This window comes from Maricaulis sp. MIT060901, assembly GCF_047123815.1.
Lineage (GTDB): Bacteria > Pseudomonadota > Alphaproteobacteria > Caulobacterales > Maricaulaceae > Maricaulis.
This window is the reverse complement of the sequence record NZ_CP138920.1, coordinates 2,727,862-2,751,559: the sequence shown is the minus strand read 5'-3', so window position 1 is coordinate 2,751,559 and position 23,698 is coordinate 2,727,862. Positions and strand designations below refer to the sequence as shown.

The following is a 23,698-nucleotide window of genomic DNA, read 5'->3' as shown; positions in this document are numbered from 1 at the left end:
GCTTACTTTTGCTCTCTTCGTTATCGGCCTGATGATGCTCCTGGGCGCCGGCGGCGCCGAAGCGCAGAGCGTGACCATCGACACCGGTTCTGAAGGCGAGCTGACCGAGCGCGTGCTGCAACTGATCGCGTTGATCACAGTGCTGTCGCTGGCGCCGTCGATCGTCATCATGACGACGAGTTTCGTGCGGATTGTCGTGGTCCTGTCGCTGCTGCGAACCGGCCTTGGCCTGCAGCAAAGCCCGCCCAATGCGGTTCTGGTCAGCCTGTCACTCTTCCTGACCGCCTTCATCATGGCACCGGTCTTTACCGAGTCCTACAATGAGGGCATCGAGCCGCTGTTGAACGACCAGATCGAGCTGACGGAAAGTTTCGAACGCACATCCGGGCCGCTGAAGACCTTCATGCTCAGCCATGTACGCGAGGATGATCTCGAGTTGTTCATCAACATGTCCCAGGACCCGATCCCGGCCACGCCGGAAGAGACGTCATTCTGGGTCGTTACGCCTGCGTTCATGATCTCGGAACTCAGGCGCGCGTTCGAAATCGGCTTCCTGCTCTTCATCCCCTTCCTGATCATCGACCTGGTCGTCGCCTCCATCCTGATGTCGATGGGCATGATGATGTTGCCTCCGGTCGTGATCTCCCTGCCCTTCAAGCTGATTTTCTTCGTGCTTGTGGATGGCTGGAGACTGGTCACCGGCTCGCTGGTGCAGAGTTTCGGGACCTTACCGGGGTAGATTGGTACTTTCGTTGAAAGATGAGCGATGACTGACCAAGCAAGTGACCAATTAAGACCGCACTCGATTAGGTTCGAAATTGGATTGGCGACCGTCTGGTTACCCGTGTTCTTCTGCTTCATGCCAATCTTTGTAGGCTTTCCACCAGATCTAATTCCCTATGTCTGCTTATCTGCGCTGGCCTACACGGTGTTTCGCGTTTCAGCTCTTCGTCTTCAGCCTCTCATGGGAGAGAATATTCGCTGCTGGAAGCTGGCGCCGCTGATGACGATTGCCGGTGTTGCCTCAAGCGTAGCTGTTTACGCAGTTGGAACTGTGTTCGGTTGGCAAGCCGAACTCGTCTATTTTGGCATTACCTTTATGACAACTTGGTCGATCGTCTCCCAACTCATCTTCTAACTTTTTCGACGCGCAAACCTGAGTGCTCAGCTGACGCAGCGGGGCGCAGACCAGGCCCCCAACAGCTCCCGGAATACGCCAGCTTCGCGGTCGCGCCACGAGACGGGATTCCTATTTGTTCGACGGGAAAGGCTCGCTGACCGTCGCGTCACGCGACGTCTCAGCCCTCGCTGCACGTGTGCTCTTGGCGACCCAATAGAAGACGCCGCCAAGAAACCAAACGATCTGAATCGAAAAATAGACCTGTCTGACGTCGGGCCGATGCTCGTCCACCAACATCAACTAAAGGCTAAGGGTTCCGCACCAAAGCGCGCCGGAAATGACAAGACCCCAGCGCATGATCCGCAACAGGTCGCGTTGCAAAGCAGGGCGCGAGACAGATATCAAAATGAAGTATGCAAGCAGGCTCGCGATACCGAGGCCAATAACCCAGATCATCATTCAGCTCAAGCGTGTGCTGCTGACATTGTCAACTTCAACACCTGAGCCCGTCATCCCAGTCCGCGCTCTAAGCCCCGCCACCATCAAATCGCCGACGGAAGGGCTCCATGAAGGCGTCCAGCGTGTCGATACCGGCGATCTGGCCAGCCAAGTCGTTGAAGCGGACATTGCCGGCAGGCAGCGTGTTGTCCGTCAGCAGCTCGAAGGCCGCAGCCTGGTCGGTCAGGTCCATGGCCGCACCATAACGCTCACCCAGACGCGCAGAGCTGTCACGGTCCTCGGAGAGCGAATAGGCAATGGCAGCGCGCATGAGATCATTCTGTTCGGACGGGGTCAGCGGCGCTGGATTCTGGTAGCGATCAGCCAGGATGCGCTCGAGGCGGCGGCCCGTGGCCGGCCAGTCGCGGTTTTCCCAGGCGATGTCGGCACGCAGGCGAATGGCTTCGGGGCTGGTATCGCCGGCAATCAGTTCCAGCGCGGTATCCGCGCGTCCCAGCTCTGACAGCGCGCGCGCTTCCAGAAGGTAACGCTCATTGACCAGCTGACGCGGCAGACCGGCGACCCGGGAGCCCTGGATCGTGCGCATCGCGTCTTCATAACGATGGTCCATCAGGTAGACGACGGCCAGATCGGTGGCGACACGCGCACGGGCGAGCGGTTCGCGCAGTCGGTTATCAACCTGGTGCTGCAGCAATTCCGAGGCCGGGTCGAGCAGGTCAAAGGCGATCAGCCGGTCCGCCAGACGGCGGATCATGCGATCACCATCGGTGCCGATCGGCGCGAGGTGCTGGTATTGATAGAACAGCGCGACGGCCTCGACCGGGTCCATGCGATCCGCCTCACCGTCCAGAAAGAGACGGCGGAAGGTCGAATTCATGTCGTCAAAGATGCGGCGACCGGCTTCATTGTCTTCGAAACGCGTCTGGCCACGCGCCATCACCTCCAGACCCAGACCAAACTCGCCGGCCGAAACATACAACTCGCCCAGCGTCCGGATCGTGTCGGATTCAATGCTGTCCCCGCGCCAGCGGAAACGCAGGTTTTCCAGCTCATCAATCGCCTGTTCGCGCGTGATCTGCTCAGCCGCCAGGCGCGCCCGGGTGAGTTCGTAGATGGCGCGGGCCTCCATGGGCGGATTACCCGATTGTGCCAGCACTTCGAGCTGCTCGATTGCGCTGTCCAGATTGCCGCGCGCCTCGTCCAGTCGGGCCGCGACATAGGCGGCATCCAGCTGGGTCTGCTCGTCCGGTTCACCGGCCTCGATGGCGTACAGATGCTGTTCCGCCGCTGCGAAGTCACCCAGTTCCAGCGTCGCGCGGGCAAGGGCAGCCTCGTAACGCGCCTGCCAGACCGGCGGGTAGAAATAGGCGGCATCCGCGCCAGCGCCGAGACGACGCCGCGCATCTTCCCAGCGCTCCTGCTCGACCGCGATCAGGCCACGCCACATGTCTGTCGCCGGATCAGCCACAAGCCCGGCATTGGACAGATAGGCCTCGGCATCATCCAGACGGTGCAGCATGTAACTGGCAACCCCGCGCATGGCACGGATGTGATGGTCGGCACCCAGCTCGGGTTCATTGCTGACAGCCAGGTTGAGCATGCCAAGCGTTTCGGGGGCCAGGTTGTTGGCCAACAGAAAGCGCGCCAGGGTAATATGCCCGTCCGGCCCGTTTTCCATGGCTGCACGCCGCAGGCGGTCAGCCCACTCATCAGCGAAATAGCCCTCGCCACGCCAGTTATCGAAATCCATCAGCGCCGGAGACGCGATATTGGCGAGAACGGAGCTACCACCCTGCGAGCGACTGCCGTCGCTCGATGGCGTCAGGTCAAGCCCTTCGGGGCGCCCGATAATGGCGCCGGCCCCGTTGATCGAGATCAACAGATCCTCTGCCAGCGCCTCTACCGCAGCACCTTGTGCTGAAGGCAGCAGAGCTCCGCCAACAAAGGCGCGACGGGACGCCAGCCCCTGGACCGGGCCATCCGCTGTTATCACACCGAGGCGATCGCCCACGACTGGATCATCGACCCATCTCACCGCGCTCGGAGCCGTCAGACCAACGAGAATCCGCCCCAGACGTCCACGACGGGCATCGCGGCGGACATTGACCGGGCGCGGCGGGGAATCAATACGCTCAGAGAAAACAACCGCCCACTCATCGCCCTCCAGGCGGGCCTCTGCCTGGGTTGTCTCGGGAACCTCCAGGCGAGCAGCGACAAAATCCTCACCGCGCACAATCTGATAGCCCTGGACATGACGGCGATCGCGGTGCCCGAGCTCGTTCAGGTCGAGATCGGCGGCGGCGTCAAAGACGATCCAGATCGCGCGACCACGACGGAAGACCGACGCGCCCACCGGACCGGCCCAGGCAAATTCGGTGCGCAGGTCACCATTGAACTCCGTAACAGCGACATGCACCACACCGTCTTCAGGCACGGGATCGCGATCGGGTTCAAGGGGCGCATCCGGCAGTTCGGTGACATCTTCCAACCCGTCTTCGGCAAAGCTGTCGAAACGGTCCTCGGCAAGCGCGGTCTCACCGGCATAGCTTTCGGGGGCTGGCTCGAAGCCGGAATCATCCGCCTCCTGCTGCTGGTTTTCCGGGATCAGCTCTGCCAGCTGGGCCAGCAAGGCCTGGGTGTTGTCAGCGTCCGGATCGACCATATCGATAGAAACCCGACCATCCTCGCTCCAGGCGCGGGCACGGATGCCCTCTTCCATGACCAGGCGCAGCACCCATTCATCGCCTTCCCGACGCCCTGAGGCATTGCGAAGAAAACGCGGCGGGGACCCAGCCAGCCGGGCCAGATCAATTTCGGCCGGACGCGAGAATCGCACTTCGGCAACATTGTCATTCTGGCGGATTGCGTAATCGACCATTTCCGGCCAGATCAGTTCAACCCGGGTGTATTCCGTCGCCTGACCGACCCGCAGTTCGACCGGCAGCGGCGGAACCGGTGGTGGGCCTTCCGGCTCGGCATTGGCCTCTTCCAGCGCCAGTCGCTCGGCTTCAACGGCCGCATCGATCTCGGCCTGCTCGCGCGGCGAGACGATATCAGCAGGCGCGGGTGCACCTCGCGGCACGATATCGATAGCGATGTGATCATAGCTCGCAGAGGTATGGGTATCCGCCTGGCCGTTAAGCGCGATACGCAATGTTCGACCATCCGGATCGAGTCTCGCGCGCGCGGCGACACTGCCAAGTTCGTCAACCAAATCAGCGACATCGGCGGAAATTGGCTCGCTGAGCGCGGCGATCAGAACCGTGTGTTCGATGTCGACATCAGCCGTCGGAAGGCTGTCCTGATAGCTGTCAGGATAGTCCAGAATCAGACGCACATTGGCACCCGCCCGCTCGACACGGATGTCAGCGGGCGCCTGGGCCAGAGCCGGTGTGCTGAGAACGAGCGCCAGCGCGGCTCCGTAGAGTAGACGATTGTGTCTAATTCTCTTCGGCAAGCCGGGCCTCCAGCTCATCCAGGGTTTCCGGCAGATCTCCGCGGCTCGCCATCAACTGGGTCAGGGTCGCCGCCTCGTTCGGCTGCATTTCAGCCAGGATAGGGGCGAATTTTCGCTCGGACATCTGCGAGGCAATCTGCAGCTGGACCTGGGGGTCAAGCGCGGAAAAACGTGTAGCTGCCCCGCCCGCATCGTTATCGGCCATCGAACTGTACCAGTTGATGATGCGGGTCATGTCCTGCTCTTCCATATCGTCGAGCTGACCGAATAGGACATTGATTTCATTGCGCAGGTTTTCCAGCTCGGCGATACGGTCATCAACGCGCTGCTCCATTGCGAGCATCATCGCTTCGCGCGTGTCGAGCTCGGCTTCCCGGGTATCAAGTTCATCGCGGCGATCGCGCAGCGCCCGAAGCACATCCTCTTCCTCTCCGCTGCGCACGCGATTGGCGAGGCGCTGCTGGAAGGCAGAATTGACGTCGGGAACCTCCGCCAGCGGCTGTTCCGGTTCAGCGTATTCATCGTCGGCCTGGTCATCATCCTGACCAGCCTCTTCCGCAGGCGGCGCGGCCTCCATCGCCACGGCTTCAGCTGTGAAGAAGTCGATGGCGTTGTTGGTGACCGAGATCGCTTTCAGACCGAACAGACCGCCGGCCAGAATTGCGATGATTGAGAAGAGGCGGATCGGCTGAGCCATGATCTTACCTTACATCCTTGAGATCATTGAGAACCGAGGAACCCGCGCCCTGCGGGAAAATGTCCGCGGCTCGCTTGCGTGCCGGGCGACGTGTCATGCTGTCCGCCGATCGGTCGGCCTTGCCCGTCATCAGGCGAAGCTCGTCGGACAGGGCTCGTGCGTCCTGGACGCGCCGCTCGAGAATGTCACCATTCTCGCGGGTGGCACGCTCCAGCGCCGCAAGCGCAGCACGTGCACGATCTGTCGCATCATTGAGCTGAACGACTGACTCACGCACACCATCCTGGCCCGTCTTGAGCGCATTCAGACGGCGATCCACGCGCCAGCACATGATGACAGCCAGCAGCAGCAAACCTGCGACGACACCTTCGAATACCAGTCCAGCCAGGGTCATGAGAACCTCATCATTGCGCGCTTGGCCCCCGGCGAGAGCGGTCCGCTCAGACGCAGGGCAACATTATGTCCGATACGACCCATACGGCCGCGGGTCAGGGGTACGGAACCGCAACGCAGTTCCACTTCACTCATCGGTGACGCATCCAGGAAGAGCGTGTCACCGACCTTGAGATCGGCAACGGTTCCCAGCGAAACCTTCTGTTCGTCGAGGACAGCGTGAACTTCCATCTTGGTAGACCACAGCTCGGTTGCCAGGTGACCTTCCCAGATATTGTCGCGTCCAAATTTCTCACCCATAAACTGCTGCAGCAGCATTTTACGAATGGGTTCCAGCGTGGCGTAGGGCAGCATCAGCTCGATGCGTCCGCCGCGGTCTTCCATGTCGATGCGCAGCTTGACCAGAATGGCCGCATTGGCCGGGCGGGCGATCGCCGCAAAACGCGGGTTCGTTTCAACACGCTCGAGATCGAAATCCACCTCGGTCAGCGGCTGGAATGCCGCCTTCGCGTCTTCCAGGACCACTTCGATCATGCGCTGCACCAGCATGCGCTCGATCGTTGTGTAGGGACGCCCCTCGATGCGCATCGCCGACGTGCCCCGGCGACCGCCGAGCAGAACATCCACGATGGAATAGATTAGGTTGGAGTCGACCGTCAGCAGACCGTAATTGTCCAGCTGCTGCGCACGGAACACTGCCAGGATCGCCGGCAGCGGGATCGAGTTGAGGTAGTCTCCGAAACGAATGGAAGAGATATTGTCGAGGGAGACCTCGACATTGTCCGAGGTGAAATTGCGCAGCGAGGTCGTCATCAAACGCACGAGGCGATCAAAGACGATCTCGAGCATCGGCAGGCGCTCGTAGGAGACCAGTGCCGAATTGATAATAGCCCTGATACCGGACTTGTCCGCCCCGTCATCATCAGACAGCGAGAAGCCCAGAAGGCTGTCAATTTCATCCTGGTTGAGGATGCGCTCGGGGCCACCGCCGACGGTCGGGAGGTCCTGTTCGTCCTCCTCGGCGCCAACCATGGCTTCCCATTCGGACGCAAGATCAAGGTCATCGCCGTCTTCGGCCATGGCCTCCCATTCTGCGGCCAGGGCATCCTGGTCCATTGGATCGTCTTCAGACATTCTCGCTTGCCTTAATCAACAATCATAAATTCTTGAATCCACACGGCGTCGACCTGTGCAGGTTCGATGGCAAGATTCACTCTCCGGAGCAATTCCAGTCGTACACGATGCATGCCGGCAGAGCCGTAGAGATCGTCCTCGCGCAGCTCGCGCAGGAAGACGATGAACTGGTCCATGATCGGGTCGACATGCTCTTCAAGGATTGGCCCCAGATCGTCGCGAGACGATTCAAAGGTCAGCTTGAACTGGACAATGACCGGACGGCCATCCACAGCACGAATATTCGTGGTGATGGTCTCTTCCGTGCCGTCGCCGTCACGCAGGTCGTAATAATATACTTCGTCGGAATGATGCGCGTCGGCGCTCTCATAGCCGCCTTCTTCGCCATGCTCGCCTTCGGCGACAGCGTGTTCGTCGTCACCACCGGACAGCAGAAAAAAGGCAGCAGCAGCGCCCAGCAGCAGGATCACTCCGCCCAGGCCGCCAAACAGCACAATCTTTGGAAGGCCTTTCTTCTTGCCCTCCTCGCCCTCAGCGCCTTCTTCCTCGATATCGTCGTTTTCGTCCGACATTGCGAACTCCGTCTAGGGAATCATCTGAAGTTATTAACGGCCAGAGTCGTTAACCTTCCGTAGCTTTTGCGCGCAGAGGGGAAAATTCTGCCCAGCACAGGCACCATTGGTTCCGGCAACACTTTCCGCCCCACGCAGACCTGTCCCGCTTAACCCTTGTTTTCCTTGGGCGTTAACCTTGGCACGCCCTGTGCAGCATGGTCAGCAACCGCCACAGATGATGGTGGACGTGTCATCCAGAATGGAGACCACCCGATGGACAACGCACTGATGATCGGCCTGACGCGCCAGATGACCCTTCGACGGTCTATGGATGTTGTGGCCAACAATATTGCCAACGCGAACACGACCGGCTTCAAGGTCGAAACGCTGCTGCTGGAAAACAGTCCGGCGCGCACCGCGGAACATTCCGACGGCCCATCCGAGCTCCAATACGTCAATACGTGGGGCATGGGCCGCGATTTCAGCCAGGGCGAGCTGGAACTCACCAACCGCACCTATGACTTCGCCATCGAAGGCGACGGCTTCTTCGGCCTGGAGACCAATAACGGCACCGAATACACACGGGATGGCCGTTTCAATGTCGACAATATCGGTCAGCTGGTCAGCGCGGACGGCTCCCCCGTCCTCGATGCAGACACCCGCGCCCCGATCATTCTCAATCCGAATGCCGAGAACATCCGCGTCATGGATGGCGGCGCTGTCGTCGAGGACGGCGTCCAGGTTGGCCGGATCGGTGTGTTTGACATCGTCAATCGTGGCAACCTGTCCAAGGAAGGCAATGGCCGCTACTCGCTCGAACTGGCACCGGAGGAAGCTGAGCCGCTGGCCATGTTCGATGCGGTTGTCCACCAGGGCTATGTGGAGGGATCCAACGTCTCCTCCGTCGTCGAGCTGACGGACATGATGCAGATCATGCGCAGCTACGCCTCGGTGTCGAAATTCTTGAAAGATGCAGAAGACCTGAACCGTCGCGCCATCGAGCGCCTCGGCAAGGCATAAGGAAGGAGCCCTATCATGCGCGCACTCTCTACCGCCGCGACGGGCATGGAAGCCCAACAGCTCAACGTCGAGGTCATCTCGAACAACCTGGCCAACATGAACACTACGGGGTTCAAGCGCCAGCGAGCCGAATTCCAGGACCTTCTCTACCAGAACGTCCAGTCCATGGGCGTGGACAGCTCGGACGCCGGCACCATCGTCCCGACCGGCGTCCAGGTCGGCCTAGGTGTCGACACCTCCTCTATCTACCGCATTACCGAACAGGGTTCGCTGAACAATACCGGTAATGACTACGATCTCGCCATCTCCGGCCAGGGCTATTTCCGGGTCCAGATGCCGGATGGCAGCGACGCCTTCACCCGTTCTGGCAGCTTTGCCACGAGCCCGGACGGCCAGCTGGTCACCGCTCAGGGTTATGTTGTCGCTCCGGGCATCGCCATCCCGAACGGCGTTCGCGACATCAACATCAACCCCCAGGGCCAGGTCCAGGTCCTGATCGATGGTCAGACCGCGCCGCAAACGGTTGGCCAGTTGGAACTCTCCAGCTTCCTCAACAGCGCTGGCCTCGAAGCGATCGGCAATAATCTCTTCCTGGAAAGCGCTGCATCCGGCGCAGCAACGACCGGCACGCCGGGCTCACCGGGCTTTGGCGAAATCAACCAGGGTTTCCTGGAGGGTTCGAACGTCAATTCGGTCGCTGAAATCACGGCCCTCATCTCCGCCCAGCGCGCTTATGAGATGAATGCACGCGTGATCACAGCCGCCGACGAGATGCTCGCCACCTCTTCCAACCTTCGCTAAGGGAGCCGGTAGATGATCCGATCCACCCTCCTCGCACTGACCTGCCTCGCAACGGCCCCGGCCTTTGCCGGCGATACGGTCGTGCTGCGCGAGCGCCTCATCATCGAAGGCGCCCAGGTCACGCTCGGCGATCTGTTCGAAGGCGCAGGCGAAGCCGCTGACACCGTTATTGCCCGCGCTCCGGCACCGGGTCAGCGCACGTCGCTGAACGTTGAGTACATTCGCCGTCTGGCGGCTGAGAATGATCTCGACTGGGCCAATGCTTCCGGCATGCGTCGCGTGACCATCACCCGCGCCAGCCGCGTCATCACCGGTGATGTCCTGTCCGACATCCTGGAAGGCGAGCTGTTCATGAATGAAGGCGTGCGCCACGAAGTCCGCCTCGCCAACACCGCCTTCAGCGTACATGCACCGGTCGACAGTTTTGGCGGACTGGAAGTCCTGTCTGTGAACTTCGACCCGCGCTCGAACATGCTGGCCGCCGAGGTTCGTCCCTATGATGGCGCCGAGACTGTCCGCATCACCGGTCGTGCGTATCAAACGATGGAAGTGCCGGTCCTCGCCCGCCTGGTGTCTGCCGGGGAAGAGATCACCTCGCAAGATATCGACTGGATCTCCCTGCGTGCGGACCGGGTGCGCCCGGACGCCGTGCTTGATCCCGAAGCGATCATCGGTCGGGAAAGCCGCCGCGCCCTGCGCGCTGGCGAACCGCTGCGCAGCTATGACCTGCAAATGCCGATTGTGATCAGCCGCGGCGAGACGGTCACGCTGGTCTTTGATGCTCCGGGCATCCAGCTGACGGTTCGCGCCCGCGCCCTTGAAGACGTTGCGGACGGCGAAGTCGCTCGCTTCGTCAATCTCCAGTCCAACCGCACGATTGAAGCCCTGGCGGACGGCGCCGGCCGCGCCCGTGTCGGCTCTTCAGCGCCCGCCAGCTTTTAATCCCGAAGGATCAACCCATGTTCAAGAAACTCGCTATCGTCGCTCTTCTGGGTCTTGGCCTTCAGGCTTGTGCCACTGACCGTATCCGCGAGGTCGGCCAGACGCCGGCCATGACCCCTATCGCCAACCCGAACCATCTGGTTGGTACCGGCGCATCGCAGATCCCCATGCCGGTTCAGAACTATCAACAAAACCAGATGGTCCGCTCCAACAACTCGCTGTGGAATGCCAATTCGCCGACCTTCTTCGGTGATCCGCGTGCCGCGCGTGTTGGTGACATTCTGACGGTCAATATCGACATTGCCGATCGCGCCCAGTTGTCGAACACGACCAGCCGCTCACGCACCTCTGCGGAAGACAGCGACCTGACCCAGTTGTTCGGTATCGACCTGACCGGTTTCTTCAACGACAGTATCGATCAGACCAATCTGGGCAGCTTCGGCTCGACCTCATCGCTGGACGGTGCTGGTTCCGTCAATCGTACCGAGACGGTCTCGCTGACGATTGCAGCCCTGGTCACCCAGGTTCTGCCCAACGGCAATCTGGTCATCGCCGGCCGCCAGGAAGTCCGCGTCAACAACGAGGTACGCGAACTCCTCATCTCCGGCATTGCCCGCCCTGAAGACATTGGTTCAGACAATACGATCAGCCACACGCAGATCGCCGAAGCCCGCATTTCCTATGGCGGCCGCGGACATCTCTCCGATGTTCAACGCCCCTCCTACGGCCAGGAACTCTACAACATCCTGATGCCGTTCTAGGACCGAAATCCCGCCACCATCGGGTATCCACCTGGCCGTCATGGTTCGCCATGACGGCCTTCTTTTTTGTGTGCTTGGTGCTTGCTGAAGCGCGTACCGACACTAACTTGCCGGCATGATCGCGACACTAAAATCCAAGCGACTTCGACCGATCCAGACCATCACACTGGGCATTCTCGCCCTGTTGCTGCTGGCTTATATCGGTGTTCTCTCCCTGGCCTCGCCCACTCTGGAGACCGCCGGCCAGTTCTGGCCATTCAGCCTGGTCGGAATTGGCGGAGCGCTCGTGGCCAATTCCACGGGTGTGGGTGGCGGCGTCGTGTTTGTGCCGGTATTTGCCCTGATGCGAGAGGCCGGACACCTCGACCTCTCACCGACCGCGGCCGTCGGGATCAGTTTCGCCATCCAGTGTTTCGGCATGACCATTGGCGCCCTGACCTGGGCCAACCGCTTTTACAGACGTGACGTCAAACCGGTCGAGATCGAACATCGCCCGATCGTGCGCAAACTGGTTTTACGCACTCTGCTCACTGGTCTTCCGGCCCTGCTTTTCACGCAATTCGTCATCCGGGTGGATGGCGACCTGGCCTTTCTGATGTTCAAGCTCTTCTCGATCACCCTGGGTGTCTTGCTGCTGGTCCAGGTGTTCGTCCTGCGCCAGCCGCACAGTGATCGTGAAAACCTTGCAGAATTCGACCAACAAGCGGCGCTGGCGATTGGAGCGGTGGGAGGCATGGCGACCGCCCTCTTCTCCGTCGGGATCGGCGAGTTGCTAGCACTGACCCTATTCCTGCGGCGCTATCCGGTCGATGTCAGCGTCGCCAGCGCGGTCATCGTCTCCGCAATCACTGTCTGGGTCGGTGTGATCTTCCACCTGCAGGCCGAACATCTGGACTGGCGAGTACTGGTCTTTGCCGCGCCAGCGGTTGCGGTCGGCGGATTCCTCGCTCGTCGCCTGGCACATGCACTGGGGGCCACCCGGCTGAAGATCATGACGGCCTTCTGGATCATCGGGTCCAGCTCCGTTCTGCTGGCGATCTAGCCACAGCAGTCTGTCAGATCAGTAATGTTACTTGTCAGCCCCGACAGGTTAGCTGTAACGCGCGGCACACTCGGGAAAGACACCATGATCGTTTTGCTCTCAGGCATGGCGCTGGTCGCTGCTGCGCAGACCCAGCCCGCCGCACCAGCTATTCTTCAACAGGCCGCCCTCTACCAGATCATTGCTCTGGGTGAGCGTCATGGCGTTCCTGCGATGGAAGAGTTCATCGAGGCGCTGGTCAGCGATGATGAATTTGGTGAGCAGTTTGATGTTCTCATCCTGGAAAACGCGAGCGCCGCCCACCAAAACCTCATCGACCGCTATGTGAGCGGGGACGACATCCCGGAAGATGCGCTTGCTCCGGTCTGGCGTGACGCAGTCAATTCACTGCTGGCTGGCGGAGACAATACCCACTACGCACGCCTGCTCGCGGCAGTTCGGGAGAATAATCGAGATGATGTTTCACCTGTGCGGGTCATTGCCTGCGATCCTGCGATCGACTGGGCGAACATGGACAGCGCGTCCGCGTTCTGGGCAGCAATGAGCAGCCGGAAAGCTTTCTGCGTCGACCAGATCCGGAGCCGCGCTCTTGATACCGGCGACACGGCTCTGCTGCTGCGCGGGCGTTCCCACCTGACGCATACCCGGGGCAATGGCGATGAGGCGGCTCTGGGATACCAGCTCGACCAGTCACACCCGGGCGCGAGCTATATCATTCACCTGCTGACTGATACCGCGCCGGCCCTTCAGGCCCTGACACGGCCTAGCATGGACCCGATGACTGTAGAGACAGCTGGCGAGGATAGTGCGGACCGTCGCAGCCAGTTCGGTGGCGACGCGACCTATCAGGAAACGATCGACGCCTTCCTGTTGCTGGGCCCGGCAGATGAAATGAACGCCACCGTATCGGCCGGCTTTACCGACCCGGAATACTGGACAGAACTCGAGCGTCGAGCGCAACTGATTTACAACGCGAGCTATCGTGAATTGGCGGAACAGTTCGGAAACCCGCTCCCGCCGACAACGGACTGATCAGTCGTCCCGGTGGACGCGTTCCTTGCGCTCGTGGCGTTCCTGCGCCTCGAGGCTGAGCGTGGCAACCGGACGGGCGTCGAGGCGGGCCAAGGCGATAGGCTCACCGGTTTCCTCGCAATAGCCGTACTCGCCTTCTTCGATACGGCGAATGGCACTGTCGATCTTGGAGATCAGCTTGCGCTGACGATCACGGGCACGCAGTTCCAGAGAACGGTCCGTCTCGGTAGACGCGCGATCCGCCAGATCCGGCAACGCGCCCATGTCTGCCTGAAGCGCGGAGATGGTAGATTTACTCTCACGCAGGATTTCGTCCTTCCAGGCTTCCAGCTTGAGCCGGAAATACTCCTGCTGCCGTTCATTCATAAACGGCTCGTCGTCGGACGGCATGTAGCCCTTGGGCAACTCGATACGATTTTCGTCGCTCATGACGCTTTCTTCTCACTTCAAGCGGACAAGCCGCACTCCCCGAAAGCGGAGCGGAGAATATTCACCCGGAAGCCTGAGTCAACGCGCAGTAGCTGTTGAGCTGGACAAACCGTTAAAATCCAACGCGTTTTTCACAAAAAAGTAAGCATGGCAGGCCTGCCAAAGCGCTAGCTGAACTTGGCCAGTTCCACCGCTGCGCGAGTCTCGACTTCATTGAGCGCTGCTTCCAGCTGCGCGTCATTGGTATCGTCGCGGCGTGTCTGGAGCAGTTTCATCAGCGCTTCCAGCTTGGCACGCGGGAGCCCCCCTTCCAGGAGGGCCAGCTTCAGCTCATCAAGAACGTCCAGCATGTCGAAGGCACGCTCAGTCGCACGCTTGCGGGCCTCGGTAAAATCGCCGACGGACTGCAAAGCCAGAATGGCGTCAACGGACTGGATAGAAGACGCAGCCTGGGTATTCACTGCAGCCTGAGTCTGGGTCTGGGCATCCACGGAAAAACTCTGCCCGCCAGCCTTCCTGGCAGACTTGGATTTGGTCGATGAGATCGATCCGGTCGAGCTTGTTCCCGAGATTTTCATGGCAGAATCACATCCTGTGGCTACCTGTTAAGGCATGAACCTGCGCCGTTAACAGAAACTTAAGCCTACGCTATCGCTGGGAAAATTCTACCCGGCCGCATGCGCACCCGGCCATTTTTGCCCCTGCAAACCCCGGCAATTCAATTCCTATCATATTGTTTTTATTCGGCATTTTTTATTCGCACTGAAACGGCGTTTGGCACACCATTCGCAACGGGGTTTCCAGAACCAAAGTTCGGAGACCGCAAAATGCGCATCATCGCCCTCGCCTTCGCCGCCCTCGTGCTTGTCACGCCGGCCCATGCCTCGTCACGGATCAAGGATATGGTCGATGTCGAAGATGTTCGGGAAAACCATCTTGTGGGTTATGGCCTTGTGGTTGGCCTGGACGGCACCGGCGACAGCCTGCGCAATTCCAGTTTCACCAACCAGTCCCTGAACGCGATGCTGGAACAGTTCAACGTCAACACGCGCGACGCCAATCTGAATACGCGCAATGTTGCCGCGGTTATGGTCACGGCCAGCCTGCCGGCGTTTTCCTCGCAGGGCACCCGCATAGACGTCACAGTCTCCGCCATTGGTGATGCCTCCAGCCTGCAAGGTGGCACCCTGGTCGCCACGCCGCTGTTTGACAGCCACGGGCGCACCTGGGCCGTTGCCCAGGGTACGATGACCGTCGGCGGCTTTTCTGCTGGTGGCGACGGCGCGACCATCACCCGCGGTGTTCCCACCTCCGGTCGGATCGCCAATGGCGCCCTGGTCGAGAACCCGTTTGCCGGCTCCGGCATTGACCCATGGGCCGATATCGCCAACCGCGCATCCCTGCGCCTCTCCCTGCGCAATCCGGACTTCACCACTGCGCGCCGCATGGCCGATGCCATCAACGCCTATATGGGTGGAGACGCCGCCCGCGCAGTTGATCCGAGCACGGTCGAGCTGACACGTCCGGCCAGCTTCAACGGCGACATGATCGACCTGCTGGCCGAAGTCGAGCAGCTGCGCGTCGAGGCCGATATGCCGGCCCGCGTCATCATCGATGAAAACACCGGCACCATCGTCATGGGCGAAAATGTTCGCGTGTCCATGGTCGCCATCGCCCAGGGCAATCTAACCATCACCGTGTCCGAGAGCCCGGTCGCCAGCCAGCCGGCGCCCTTCTCAGAAGGCGAGACGGCGATCCTGCCGCGCACGGATGTGACGGTTGAGGAAGACGCCATGCAGCTGGGCGTGCTGGATGATACGGTTTCCCTGCGCGAACTGGTCGACGGTCTCAACGCGCTGGGCGTCACCCCGCGCGACATGATCACGATCCTGCAGGCCATCAAGGCCGCAGGCGCCCTGCAAGCCGATATCGAGGTGCTGTAATGGACGAGCTCCTCAACCTTCAGATGGCCAATGCGGTTGGAGCGGCACGCTCCAATACCCAGGCGCCAAACATCGGGGGTGCGCGCAGCGAAGCGGAAGCGCGTGCGGTCGCCGAAGATTTCGAGAGCTTCTTCCTGTCCCAGATGGTGTCAGCGATGTTCGCGAATGTCGGCGAGGAAAATCCGTTTGGCGGCGGTGCAGGCGAAAAGGCCTTCGCCGGATTGCTGCACGAGGAATACGCCAAGGTCATGGCCCAGTCCGGCGGTCTTGGACTGGCGGATCGGCTGACATCAGAAATCCTGCGTTATCAGGAAGCAGGGGGAGAACAAGCATGACGGAACTGGCAGCTGCGAATGGTGCCGAACGGGCGCAGGCCCTGCTCAAGCTGACACAGCGTTTGACGGATTTGATCCGCCAGGAAACATCGCTGTTTCAGGAGCGTCGTCCGCAGGATGCCCTGCACCTGCAGGACGAGAAATCGAAACTGGCCAACATCTATCGGGTGGAGGTGTCTCGGGCACGCCAGGAGCCGCAGCGATTTGCCGGTGCCAGCGCGCCGGTCAAGGACGCCCTGCGCAAGGCAACGGAAATGTTCCACAAGGCCCTCGCGGAAAATGGTCATGCCGTGGCTGCGATGAAGACGCTGACCGAAGGCGTGGTCAAGGCCATCGCCGACGAGGCCGCACGTCAGAAATCAGCGGGGGTGGATATGGCCCTGGCGCCGGCCATCGTGCGGTGGCCCCGGGCGCGATGAACATCGCGCTGAACCAGACCGCCTGATACTGGTTGCATCCCAAGAATAAAGCCCGCTTCGGCGGGCTTTATTGTGTCTAGAAAAAGAGCGCGCCCGTCGCGCCGGAGGGCCCTTGGGCCAGACGGGACAAACCGGCCTGGTAGTTCGCCAGCTGGGCATTGTAATACGCAGGCACCGTCCCACCGGTCCTGCCGTTCTGGGGACCTTCAAGCAGCGCCTTCAATGCCGGGTCCGTGGTGATATCGCGATAAGCACGCTGGACCTTCGACATGGCCGCCTGCAGCGCATCCATGGCGTCCTCGGACGTATCTTCATCCGCCAGTGACAGGACGTTGGGCAGGTCCAGCGAGAAGAGCGGTGGCGCATCGACCGACTTGTCATCATCGTCATCAAGCAGGGAACCGGTATTGACCACAGCGCCCGGCTCGATGCCCAGCGATTTGAGCAAATCGCGACCGGTCTCGCCGGCGAACAATTCGATCCGGTGATCCTCCGCAGCCTTGATCCGCAGCTGATCGCCCGCACTGCTGCGGCGTACATCCGCTGTGCCATCCAGCACAAGATGCGCGTTAATCTTGAATGTCAGCGACCGCATCGTGTCATCGGCGTCGATGGAGATCTTCTTGCGTCGGCCACCGTCCACGGAAATGTAGAGATGGTCGCCTTCGCGGGCCGCACTCCGGTCGGTAATCACCCGACTGTCGGAATAGGTCAAGGATCCCGAGGGCAGCCCCATGGCGTCCAGCACGCTGTCACCCTGGCTTTGAACAACGATGCCCGTGGACTCTGCGATGCCGCTGCGACCGGAAATTTGGGTCGCCCAGTCCAGCGCACCCGTTGTCGCATCCACCCGCGCGGCAAAAGCGTCGCGGTCACCGTTCAGGGTCGCGCCAGGCAGTGTGCCATCCGTCTTGCCCGCCAGATAGACCTTGCCGTCGCTGACGGTTACCGCATTGGCCATTTCGTCACCCGCTGATCCCACGAAAGTCGTGTAGTTCAAGCTTGGGGTGGCGCCGTCGGTCATCCTGACCAGGAAGGCATCGCGGACACCGCCGGCATGGCCGCTCAGGGGCGCACTCGGCGCGAAGCTGGATCCGGCAGATCCTACCACATAGATATCCGTGCCATCGCTGATGATCTGTCCGATCCGGCCATCTTCCAGATCGCCCAGGCTCTGCTCCCAGCTCGCGGCAGACGTACCATCGGCTGCATCATACTTGCGCACGACACCGACACCGTCTTCCTCGCTGGCGACCAGCAGGCTGCCATCATCGGCGATGGCCAGAGAGGCGATCTTGTCCTCCCCAGCCCCGCCAATGCGGCGCGTATATTGGGTTGTTCCATCCGACCCGATGGCGCGGATATATCCATCCGAAGCCCCGCCCAGATGGGTCTGGTCGCCAAAGGTCGATTCGCTGCGACCGGCGACATAAACCGTACCGTCCGCCCCGATCGCCACACTGTCCGCAGTGTCATCATCGCGACTGCCGAAACGCTGCATCCACTGTTCAACGCCATCGCCATTATACTTGGCCACGACCGTGTCCGTACCGCCGATATCGGTTGTGGAGCCAAGACCGCCAGACACCTGGCCTGCGATCACGACATTGCCGTCATCATCAACATTGATGGTCGTACCGGCCGCATCCTCTGATGCGCCCAGCACGCGGCTCCAAAGCTTGTTTCCAAGACTGTCATACTTGGCAAGAACGAGATCCTGCTCACCCTTGATCACCTGGCCATCAACCGTATGGGAGGTTTCGCCCACGACGTAGATGCCCCCGTCCGCAGACGCGGCGCTGGCGTGAATTTCAAGCGGATTGCTTTCGGTCTTGGTCCGGGTCTCGCCGTCCTCGCCACCAACCACATCCACTTCACTCATTGTCGCGTCAGCTTCCCAGCGCGAGGATGCTCCTACAGTCGGGTCGCCACTGGCCAGATCGGTCAGTTTGACAAACTGGCCGCCTGCCGTGTCATTGAGGCCCGAGGTGCCTGTCAGATAGACGGCCGCCTCGCCGATCGGAGAACTGAAACTGATCCGCTCGGTCGAGATCCCGCTGACCTTGAAGCCGAAATCATTGCCCTCGACGACGCCGAACTCGTTCTTCTCGCCCAGCTTCACGCGGCTGAACTTGGTCAGCATGCCGGCTGCCTCGAGCTGCGTATTGATGTGCTCGGCGATATTGTCGAGATTTCGGGTCGTCGCGCCCATATCGGCAAGATCGATGGCGATATTGGTCGTCACGCCATTCTTGACCACCGAGATATCAAACTGGACATCGCCGGTCAGACTGGCGACTTCGGCGTCGAAATCCCCGGAATGCACTAATCCCGTCGTGAAGGTCGAGCTACCACGGGAAATCGCGACCTCGCTCTCTATCTTGCGCAGCTCTTCGCCCTTCAGGAGATTGACTTCCGTCAGATCCAGGGACTGGAAATACGTATCCAGCTGACCCATGCCCTCCTGGAAACGGTTTTCCAGAAATGTGCGACGCGACGCATCCGTCTCCTTGTCCTTGGCTTCTTCGGCCAGGGCTGCAAGGCGCTTGAGCCCCTGGTGCAGAGAGAACAGGCTCTTGTGATCAGCGGGGGCGTCGAGCGCGGAAAACTCGCGTGTCGGGTCCTTGAAAAAAACACCCGTCGCCAGGACGCTGCGGCGCATTTCCTCCAACGAGCTGACATCGCCACGCACATCCCAGGGCGTCACCACGTCGGCTGCAGACGATGCGCTGGACCGGCTGGCGCCAGACAGCGATGAACTGGAGGCGAGCGAGCTGGAGAGCTTGGCATTGTACCAGCCCGTCAGCACATTCATGTCCAGTCCGATGATTGACATCAACGCAGTCCTTTTGGTTCTGCTGCCCAATGTGGCGCATGAACACAAACAAAGCGTTGAGAAATGAGGTTAATGCGGCACTCAAACCGCAATGCGCAGCGCCTCGATCGCACTCTCGATATCGGCTGCCTGCAACGGAACCACGGGATTTACCTCGCCAGCATGCTCCACCGGTCGCTGGAGGTCCGGGCGACGCAGGCAAAGCGCCGCAAGTTCAGCGGCGGACACCGCTGCAGCGCCCTCGCCCAGTTCGTCGAAAATCGCCCGCGCGAACCGGATGCCATCCGCACTGGAAACCCGCCAGTCCAGCGCTTCGAGCGCTCCGCCGGGGCCCCGCAGATTGGCTTTCTGCAAATAGGCATGCTGACGCATCCACAAGGTTGGATCCGCGCGTTCCTCGTCGGACGAGGCAACATCATGCGCCTTGTGCAGCAATACGGCCGGAATAACCTCGACCTCAAGACCGCGCGGATAGCCGGTCGGCATCGCATTGGTTGCGAAATCCGCCCGGGAATCATGCATGAGCTCAAGCACGCGGCCAGCAAGCTGGGCGTCGACAAAGGCCGCCTCGGCACCGACCCGGACAACCGTGTCGACGTGATAATCCTTGGCCGCATGGGAGAGATTGGCCAGGGCATCACCTGCAGGGCCAACCGAAAGACAATGCCCGGCCCGTAGAACCTCCAGCGCCAGCGAGGTTTCCAATTCCGTTTCCGGTATCGAGCAAATCACGCTATCGACACCCGGGATGGATGCACAACGATCGAGAACGCGGTTCAGGACGGTTCGCCCGCCCAGATCAGCCAACACCGGTGAGGTGTCAGTTTGAAAATCGGTTTGAGCCTGAACGATCACAGCTGTGGTCATGGAACTTCCTCCCGCGCCCCGACGACGCTTGCCCAGGCTTTAGGATCGCGGGCCCAGCCTAACGACCCGTTAACCCAACGGGAGCAGCGTCGATACCGATTAACGAATCGCGGAACCAAACCATGTCTGACATCACGCCCCCCATGGACGCCCTGAACTCGATGGCCTTTAACCGGACTTTCCGCGAACCGCGCATGGACCTGAATGGCAAGGTGATCCTGGTCACCGGCGGCACCGGCTCTTTCGGCAAGCAACTCGCTGAAACCATTTGCCGGGAATACAAGCCCCGCAAGCTGATCATCTTCTCACGCGATGAGCTCAAACAGTCCGAAATGGCTCAGGAATTTTCACCCAGTGACTATCCGTTCCTGCGTTACTTCATTGGCGATGTGAGAGATGAAAGCCGCCTCGACATGGCTATGCGCGACGTCGACATCGTCATCCATGCGGCCGCTCTGAAACACGTACCGATCGCCGAATACAACCCGTTCGAATGCATCAAGACCAATGTGATCGGTGCCGAGAATGTTGTTCGCGCTGCTATCCGGCGTGGGGTGCGTCATGTCTGTGGACTGTCCACGGACAAGGCCGCCAGCCCGATCAATCTCTATGGCGCGTCCAAACTGGCAGCGGATAAAATATTCACCGCCGCTCAGCATATGGGCGGGGAAGGCGGACCGATTTTCTCCGTGGTCCGCTACGGCAATGTCGTGGGGTCGCGGGGCTCTGTCATTCCGCTGTTCCGCAAGCTGATCGATGAAGGTGCCGACCACCTGCCGATCACCGATGAGCGCATGACACGGTTCTGGATCACGCTCGAACAGGGGGTGAATTTCGTCCTGTCCAGCCTGGCTATGGCCCGCGGAGGCGAGGTCTTCGTCCCGAAGATCCCGTCCATGTCCATGGTGGAACTGGCCAAATCCATGGCGCCGGACCTGCCCATCAAGATCATCGGCATCCGCCCGGGTGAAAAGCTGCACGAGGTGATGATCCCCGAGGATGACGCGCGCACCACAGTGGAACTGGAGGATCGCTATGCCATCCTGCCTGCCCATAATGCACGCATCATGCGACGCTATCTGGCAGAGGGCGGCAAGGAAGTGCCGGAATTCTTCTGTTACGCCTCGCACACCAATCCAGAGCATTTCAGCCCGGAGGAACTTCGCGATTACCTCAACGGGCGCAAGGCAGCCTAGAGCCCCAGCACTTCGCTCAGCGCATTGACGACCCGATCGGGAGCGTCAGCGTCCAGCCCGGCGTAGAGGGGCAGGCTCAATGTGCGCGCATAATAGCGCTCCGCACCGTCCAGAGCCGTCTGGCCATAGCGTTGGCGATAGAAGGGTTGCTTGTAGAGCGGAATGTAGTGGACCTGAGTTCCGATACCGCGCTGGCGCAGCGCATTCATCAGCTCGGCCCGCGTCACCCCCACCGCCTCAAAGTCAATTCTCACCGGGTAGAGATGCAGGCAGGAATCCGTGTCCGGCGTCCTCTGGATCGGCAGAATATGCGGCGCCAGCTCGGCGAGCGCCTCGTCATACCGTTGTGCCAGCGCCTGGCGCGCACGCTTGAACTGATCCAGCCGCTTGATCTGCGACCGGGCCAAGGCCGCCTGGATATCGGTCAAACGATAGTTCCAGCCTAAGGACTGCATCTCGTACCACCAGGGCTCGTCGGCGCCCCGCTCCAGATGTTCTGGTGAACGCTCCATGCCATGACTGCGCAGTCGGGCTATGCGCTCTGCCAGAACCGCATCACGCGTTGTCACCATTCCGCCCTCACCCGCGGCGATCGTCTTGACCGGGTGGAAAGAGAATGTCGCCGCGTCCGAGTGATGACAGGCCCCGACCGGTAGGCCTGCGTGAACTGTCCCGAGTGCGTGACACGCATCCTCGACGACCCGCAATTGCGCGGTTCGAGCGATGCTCGATATCGCAGCCATGTCCACCGCCTGCCCGGCAAGATGCACTGGCAAGACAGCGGCGGCGCGGTCGCCCGCGCGTCCCAGCGCCTCTTCCAGATGCGCTTGGGTCATCAAGCCGGTGTCGGCATCCACATCACAGAACACAACCTCGGCGCCGCAGAAAAGCGCGGCATTCGCTGTTGCGAGGAAGGTAATCGCCGGAACGATGCACACATCCCCCTCGCCGATGCCCAGCCCGGCCAGTGCGAGATGCAAGGCCGTTGTACCGTTGGAACAGGCCAGGGCATGCGGCGCAGCAGTTGCGGACCGAAACGCTGTTTCGAAGTCGCTGACAGCCGGCCCCGTGGTCAGCCAGTCACTCTTCAGCACATCAACCACGGCCTCGATATCGTCCTCGGCGATGGATTGACGACCATAGGGAAGGAAGTTGTCGGACATGCAGCACTCCTTTGCCGGGATAGTGGCGCGAGTCGCCTAAACAGAAACGGCCCCCCGAAGGGAGCCGCTTCCGTGGTGGTGGAGACCGAAAACGGCGATTAGCCGTTAAACAGGTTGAGGATGATCTGAGGCTGGCTGTTCGCGATCGACAGCGCCTGTACGCCGAGTTGCTGCTTCACCTGCAAGGCCTGAAGCTTGGCACTCTCGACGGCAAGATCCGCATCAACGAGGTCGCCGATACCCTTGGTCAGGCTGTCCATAAGCTTGCCAACAAAACCGGAGTGAGCCTCCAGCTTCTTCACGTCAGACCCCAGATTGGCGAGGGCCTGGTTCACATTGTCGAGGCTGGTCTGGATCTGCGAGGCCACAGTGCTGGCCAGGGTCGTGGTGCCCAGCGATGCGGTTGTCGCGAGGGTAATGATAGCACCGCCCAGGCTCATATCCTGCGCCTTCAGCGTAACCGACCGGGTGGCCTCAGCGTCAGCGAGAAATTCGATACCGGAAGTAACCGCACCATTGATCATATTGGCGCCGTCGAACTCGGCATTTGCGATAATGCCCTGCACCTGGTCAACCAGGGCCTTGAAGTCACTGTCATAGGCAGCACGGGAGAAGGTATCGAGAGACGGGTCCATCGCCGCGACGGCTTTCTCGCGCATCTGCACCAGAAGATCCGAGATCGCTTCACCGGCAGCCAGGGCAACGTCACCGATCGTGGCGGCTCGGTCGAGGCCGGTTTGAACCGCTCCAAGTGCACTCACATCAGCCCGCATGCCCTGGGCAACGGCGTAGATCGCGGCGTTATCCTTGGCACCGGCAATCTTCAGGCCGGTATTGATACGGTTCTGGGTCTGATCCATCTCAACATTGGTCTTGTTGAGATTCTGCAGAGCGATCATGGCTCCGGTGTTGGTGTGGACACTCATCGTCATGCGACATTCTCCCGCAAAGTCCTGCTGCAGTTTTGCAGCGCATTCGCAGACCTATGCGCAAGCGGCGTGCCGCTTTGCCAACTGATAAGTAACCTTAATGAATTCAATAAATTACAAAACCCCACTCGAATTTCGAGAGGGGCGAAAACTTAGATTTGCCGGGCGT

The 23,698-nt window shown here is 60.6% G+C and carries 23 protein-coding genes; 12 read left to right on the top strand and 11 right to left on the bottom strand.

Annotated elements, in window-relative coordinates; translation table 11 throughout:
* The first annotated feature begins 34 nt into the window (after positions 1–34).
* Both fliP and SIC17_RS13505 read left to right on the top strand, forming a co-directional pair.
* Positions 35–739, top strand: a complete 705-nt coding sequence (fliP, locus tag SIC17_RS13510) for a flagellar type III secretion system pore protein FliP (protein WP_412546932.1) — start codon at positions 35–37, stop codon at positions 737–739.
* 27 nt (positions 740–766) lie between these two features.
* Positions 767–1,138, top strand: a complete 372-nt coding sequence (locus SIC17_RS13505) for a hypothetical protein (RefSeq protein WP_412545687.1) — start codon at positions 767–769, stop codon at positions 1,136–1,138.
* Between the two features lie 508 nt (positions 1,139–1,646).
* On the opposite strand, the gene SIC17_RS13500 is transcribed toward SIC17_RS13505, so the two are convergent.
* From SIC17_RS13500 to SIC17_RS13480, 5 genes are all read right to left on the bottom strand, one after another.
* Positions 1,647–5,036, bottom strand: a complete 3,390-nt coding sequence (locus SIC17_RS13500; protein ID WP_412545686.1) for a hypothetical protein — start codon at positions 5,034–5,036, stop codon at positions 1,647–1,649.
* Positions 5,020–5,733, bottom strand: a complete 714-nt coding sequence (locus tag SIC17_RS13495) for a MotE family protein (RefSeq protein WP_291892794.1) — start codon at positions 5,731–5,733, stop codon at positions 5,020–5,022. Before SIC17_RS13495 ends, SIC17_RS13500 begins: the two co-directional genes overlap by 17 nt.
* A 4-nt stretch (positions 5,734–5,737) precedes the next feature.
* Entirely contained in the window at positions 5,738–6,127 is a 390-nt protein-coding gene (locus SIC17_RS13490) for a DUF6468 domain-containing protein (protein WP_291892792.1), read from the bottom strand.
* Entirely contained in the window at positions 6,124–7,158 is a 1,035-nt protein-coding gene (fliM, locus tag SIC17_RS13485) for a flagellar motor switch protein FliM (protein ID WP_366940061.1), read from the bottom strand. Before fliM ends, SIC17_RS13490 begins: the two co-directional genes overlap by 4 nt.
* Before the next feature lie 113 nt (positions 7,159–7,271).
* A complete protein-coding gene (locus tag SIC17_RS13480; protein WP_291892785.1) occupies positions 7,272–7,832 on the bottom strand; it encodes a flagellar basal body-associated FliL family protein in 561 nt (186 codons plus the stop codon).
* A gap of 255 nt (positions 7,833–8,087) precedes the next feature.
* Here SIC17_RS13480 and SIC17_RS13475 point away from each other — a divergent pair, with 255 nt between their 5' ends.
* From SIC17_RS13475 to SIC17_RS13450, 6 genes are all read left to right on the top strand, one after another.
* The gene (locus SIC17_RS13475; RefSeq protein ID WP_291892782.1) at positions 8,088–8,834 is read left to right on the top strand and encodes a flagellar hook-basal body complex protein; all 747 of its coding nucleotides are present in this window, start codon (positions 8,088–8,090) and stop codon (positions 8,832–8,834) included.
* A gap of 15 nt (positions 8,835–8,849) precedes the next feature.
* Positions 8,850–9,635, top strand: coding sequence for a flagellar basal-body rod protein FlgG (gene flgG, locus SIC17_RS13470; protein ID WP_291892779.1), 786 nt, complete (start codon positions 8,850–8,852; stop codon positions 9,633–9,635).
* A gap of 12 nt (positions 9,636–9,647) precedes the next feature.
* Positions 9,648–10,577 carry a flagellar basal body P-ring formation chaperone FlgA gene (gene flgA / locus SIC17_RS13465; protein ID WP_412545685.1) on the top strand — a complete coding sequence of 310 codons (930 nt, stop codon included), beginning with the start codon at positions 9,648–9,650 and terminating at the stop codon, positions 10,575–10,577.
* A 17-nt stretch (positions 10,578–10,594) separates the two neighbouring features.
* Entirely contained in the window at positions 10,595–11,338 is a 744-nt protein-coding gene (gene flgH / locus SIC17_RS13460; RefSeq protein WP_291892773.1) for a flagellar basal body L-ring protein FlgH, read from the top strand.
* Positions 11,339–11,453: 115 nt separating this feature from the next.
* Complete coding sequence (locus tag SIC17_RS13455; RefSeq protein WP_291892770.1) at positions 11,454–12,380, top strand: sulfite exporter TauE/SafE family protein; 927 nt, start codon at positions 11,454–11,456, stop codon at positions 12,378–12,380.
* Between the two features lie 84 nt (positions 12,381–12,464).
* Positions 12,465–13,412, top strand: coding sequence for a hypothetical protein (locus SIC17_RS13450; protein WP_412545684.1), 948 nt, complete (start codon positions 12,465–12,467; stop codon positions 13,410–13,412).
* Here SIC17_RS13450 and dksA read toward each other — a convergent pair whose 3' ends face one another.
* The gene (gene dksA / locus SIC17_RS13445) at positions 13,413–13,841 is read right to left on the bottom strand and encodes an RNA polymerase-binding protein DksA (RefSeq protein WP_291892766.1); all 429 of its coding nucleotides are present in this window, start codon (positions 13,839–13,841) and stop codon (positions 13,413–13,415) included.
* Between the two features lie 167 nt (positions 13,842–14,008).
* Positions 14,009–14,419: a flagellar assembly protein FliX gene (locus SIC17_RS13440; protein WP_291892763.1), complete on the bottom strand. Its 411-nt coding sequence runs from the start codon at positions 14,417–14,419 to the stop codon at positions 14,009–14,011.
* 249 nt (positions 14,420–14,668) lie between these two features.
* On the opposite strand from SIC17_RS13440, the gene SIC17_RS13435 reads away from it, so the two are divergent.
* The 3 genes from SIC17_RS13435 to SIC17_RS13425 are packed head-to-tail and all read left to right on the top strand — an operon-like array spanning position 14,669 to position 16,538.
* Positions 14,669–15,784, top strand: coding sequence for a flagellar basal body P-ring protein FlgI (locus tag SIC17_RS13435; protein WP_412545683.1), 1,116 nt, complete (start codon positions 14,669–14,671; stop codon positions 15,782–15,784).
* Positions 15,784–16,119, top strand: a complete 336-nt coding sequence (locus SIC17_RS13430) for a rod-binding protein (RefSeq protein WP_291892758.1) — start codon at positions 15,784–15,786, stop codon at positions 16,117–16,119. The genes SIC17_RS13435 and SIC17_RS13430 overlap by 1 nt, the downstream gene beginning before the upstream one ends.
* On the top strand, positions 16,116–16,538 hold the full coding sequence (locus SIC17_RS13425) for a flagellar basal-body protein FlbY (protein ID WP_412545682.1): 423 nt from the start codon (positions 16,116–16,118) through the stop codon (positions 16,536–16,538). Before SIC17_RS13430 ends, SIC17_RS13425 begins: the two co-directional genes overlap by 4 nt.
* A gap of 76 nt (positions 16,539–16,614) precedes the next feature.
* Here the strand turns inward: SIC17_RS13425 and SIC17_RS13420 are convergent, their stop codons facing one another.
* Together SIC17_RS13420 and SIC17_RS13415 are read right to left on the bottom strand one after the other, a co-directional pair.
* Positions 16,615–19,374 (bottom strand): hypothetical protein, encoded by a 2,760-nt coding sequence (locus SIC17_RS13420; RefSeq protein WP_412545681.1) that lies wholly within the window; start codon positions 19,372–19,374, stop codon positions 16,615–16,617.
* Between the two features lie 81 nt (positions 19,375–19,455).
* The gene (locus SIC17_RS13415; protein WP_291892751.1) at positions 19,456–20,241 is read right to left on the bottom strand and encodes a hypothetical protein; all 786 of its coding nucleotides are present in this window, start codon (positions 20,239–20,241) and stop codon (positions 19,456–19,458) included.
* A 122-nt stretch (positions 20,242–20,363) separates the two neighbouring features.
* Here SIC17_RS13415 and pseB point away from each other — a divergent pair, with 122 nt between their 5' ends.
* Positions 20,364–21,437 carry a UDP-N-acetylglucosamine 4,6-dehydratase (inverting) gene (pseB, locus tag SIC17_RS13410; protein WP_300867142.1) on the top strand — a complete coding sequence of 358 codons (1,074 nt, stop codon included), beginning with the start codon at positions 20,364–20,366 and terminating at the stop codon, positions 21,435–21,437.
* On the opposite strand, the gene pseC is transcribed toward pseB, so the two are convergent.
* Positions 21,434–22,600, bottom strand: coding sequence for a UDP-4-amino-4,6-dideoxy-N-acetyl-beta-L-altrosamine transaminase (pseC, locus tag SIC17_RS13405; protein WP_412545680.1), 1,167 nt, complete (start codon positions 22,598–22,600; stop codon positions 21,434–21,436). The two genes, pseB and pseC, sit on opposite strands and share 4 nt — an antisense overlap.
* A 98-nt stretch (positions 22,601–22,698) precedes the next feature.
* The gene (locus SIC17_RS13400) at positions 22,699–23,532 is read right to left on the bottom strand and encodes a flagellin (RefSeq protein WP_291892741.1); all 834 of its coding nucleotides are present in this window, start codon (positions 23,530–23,532) and stop codon (positions 22,699–22,701) included.
* Positions 23,533–23,698 lie beyond the last annotated feature (166 nt).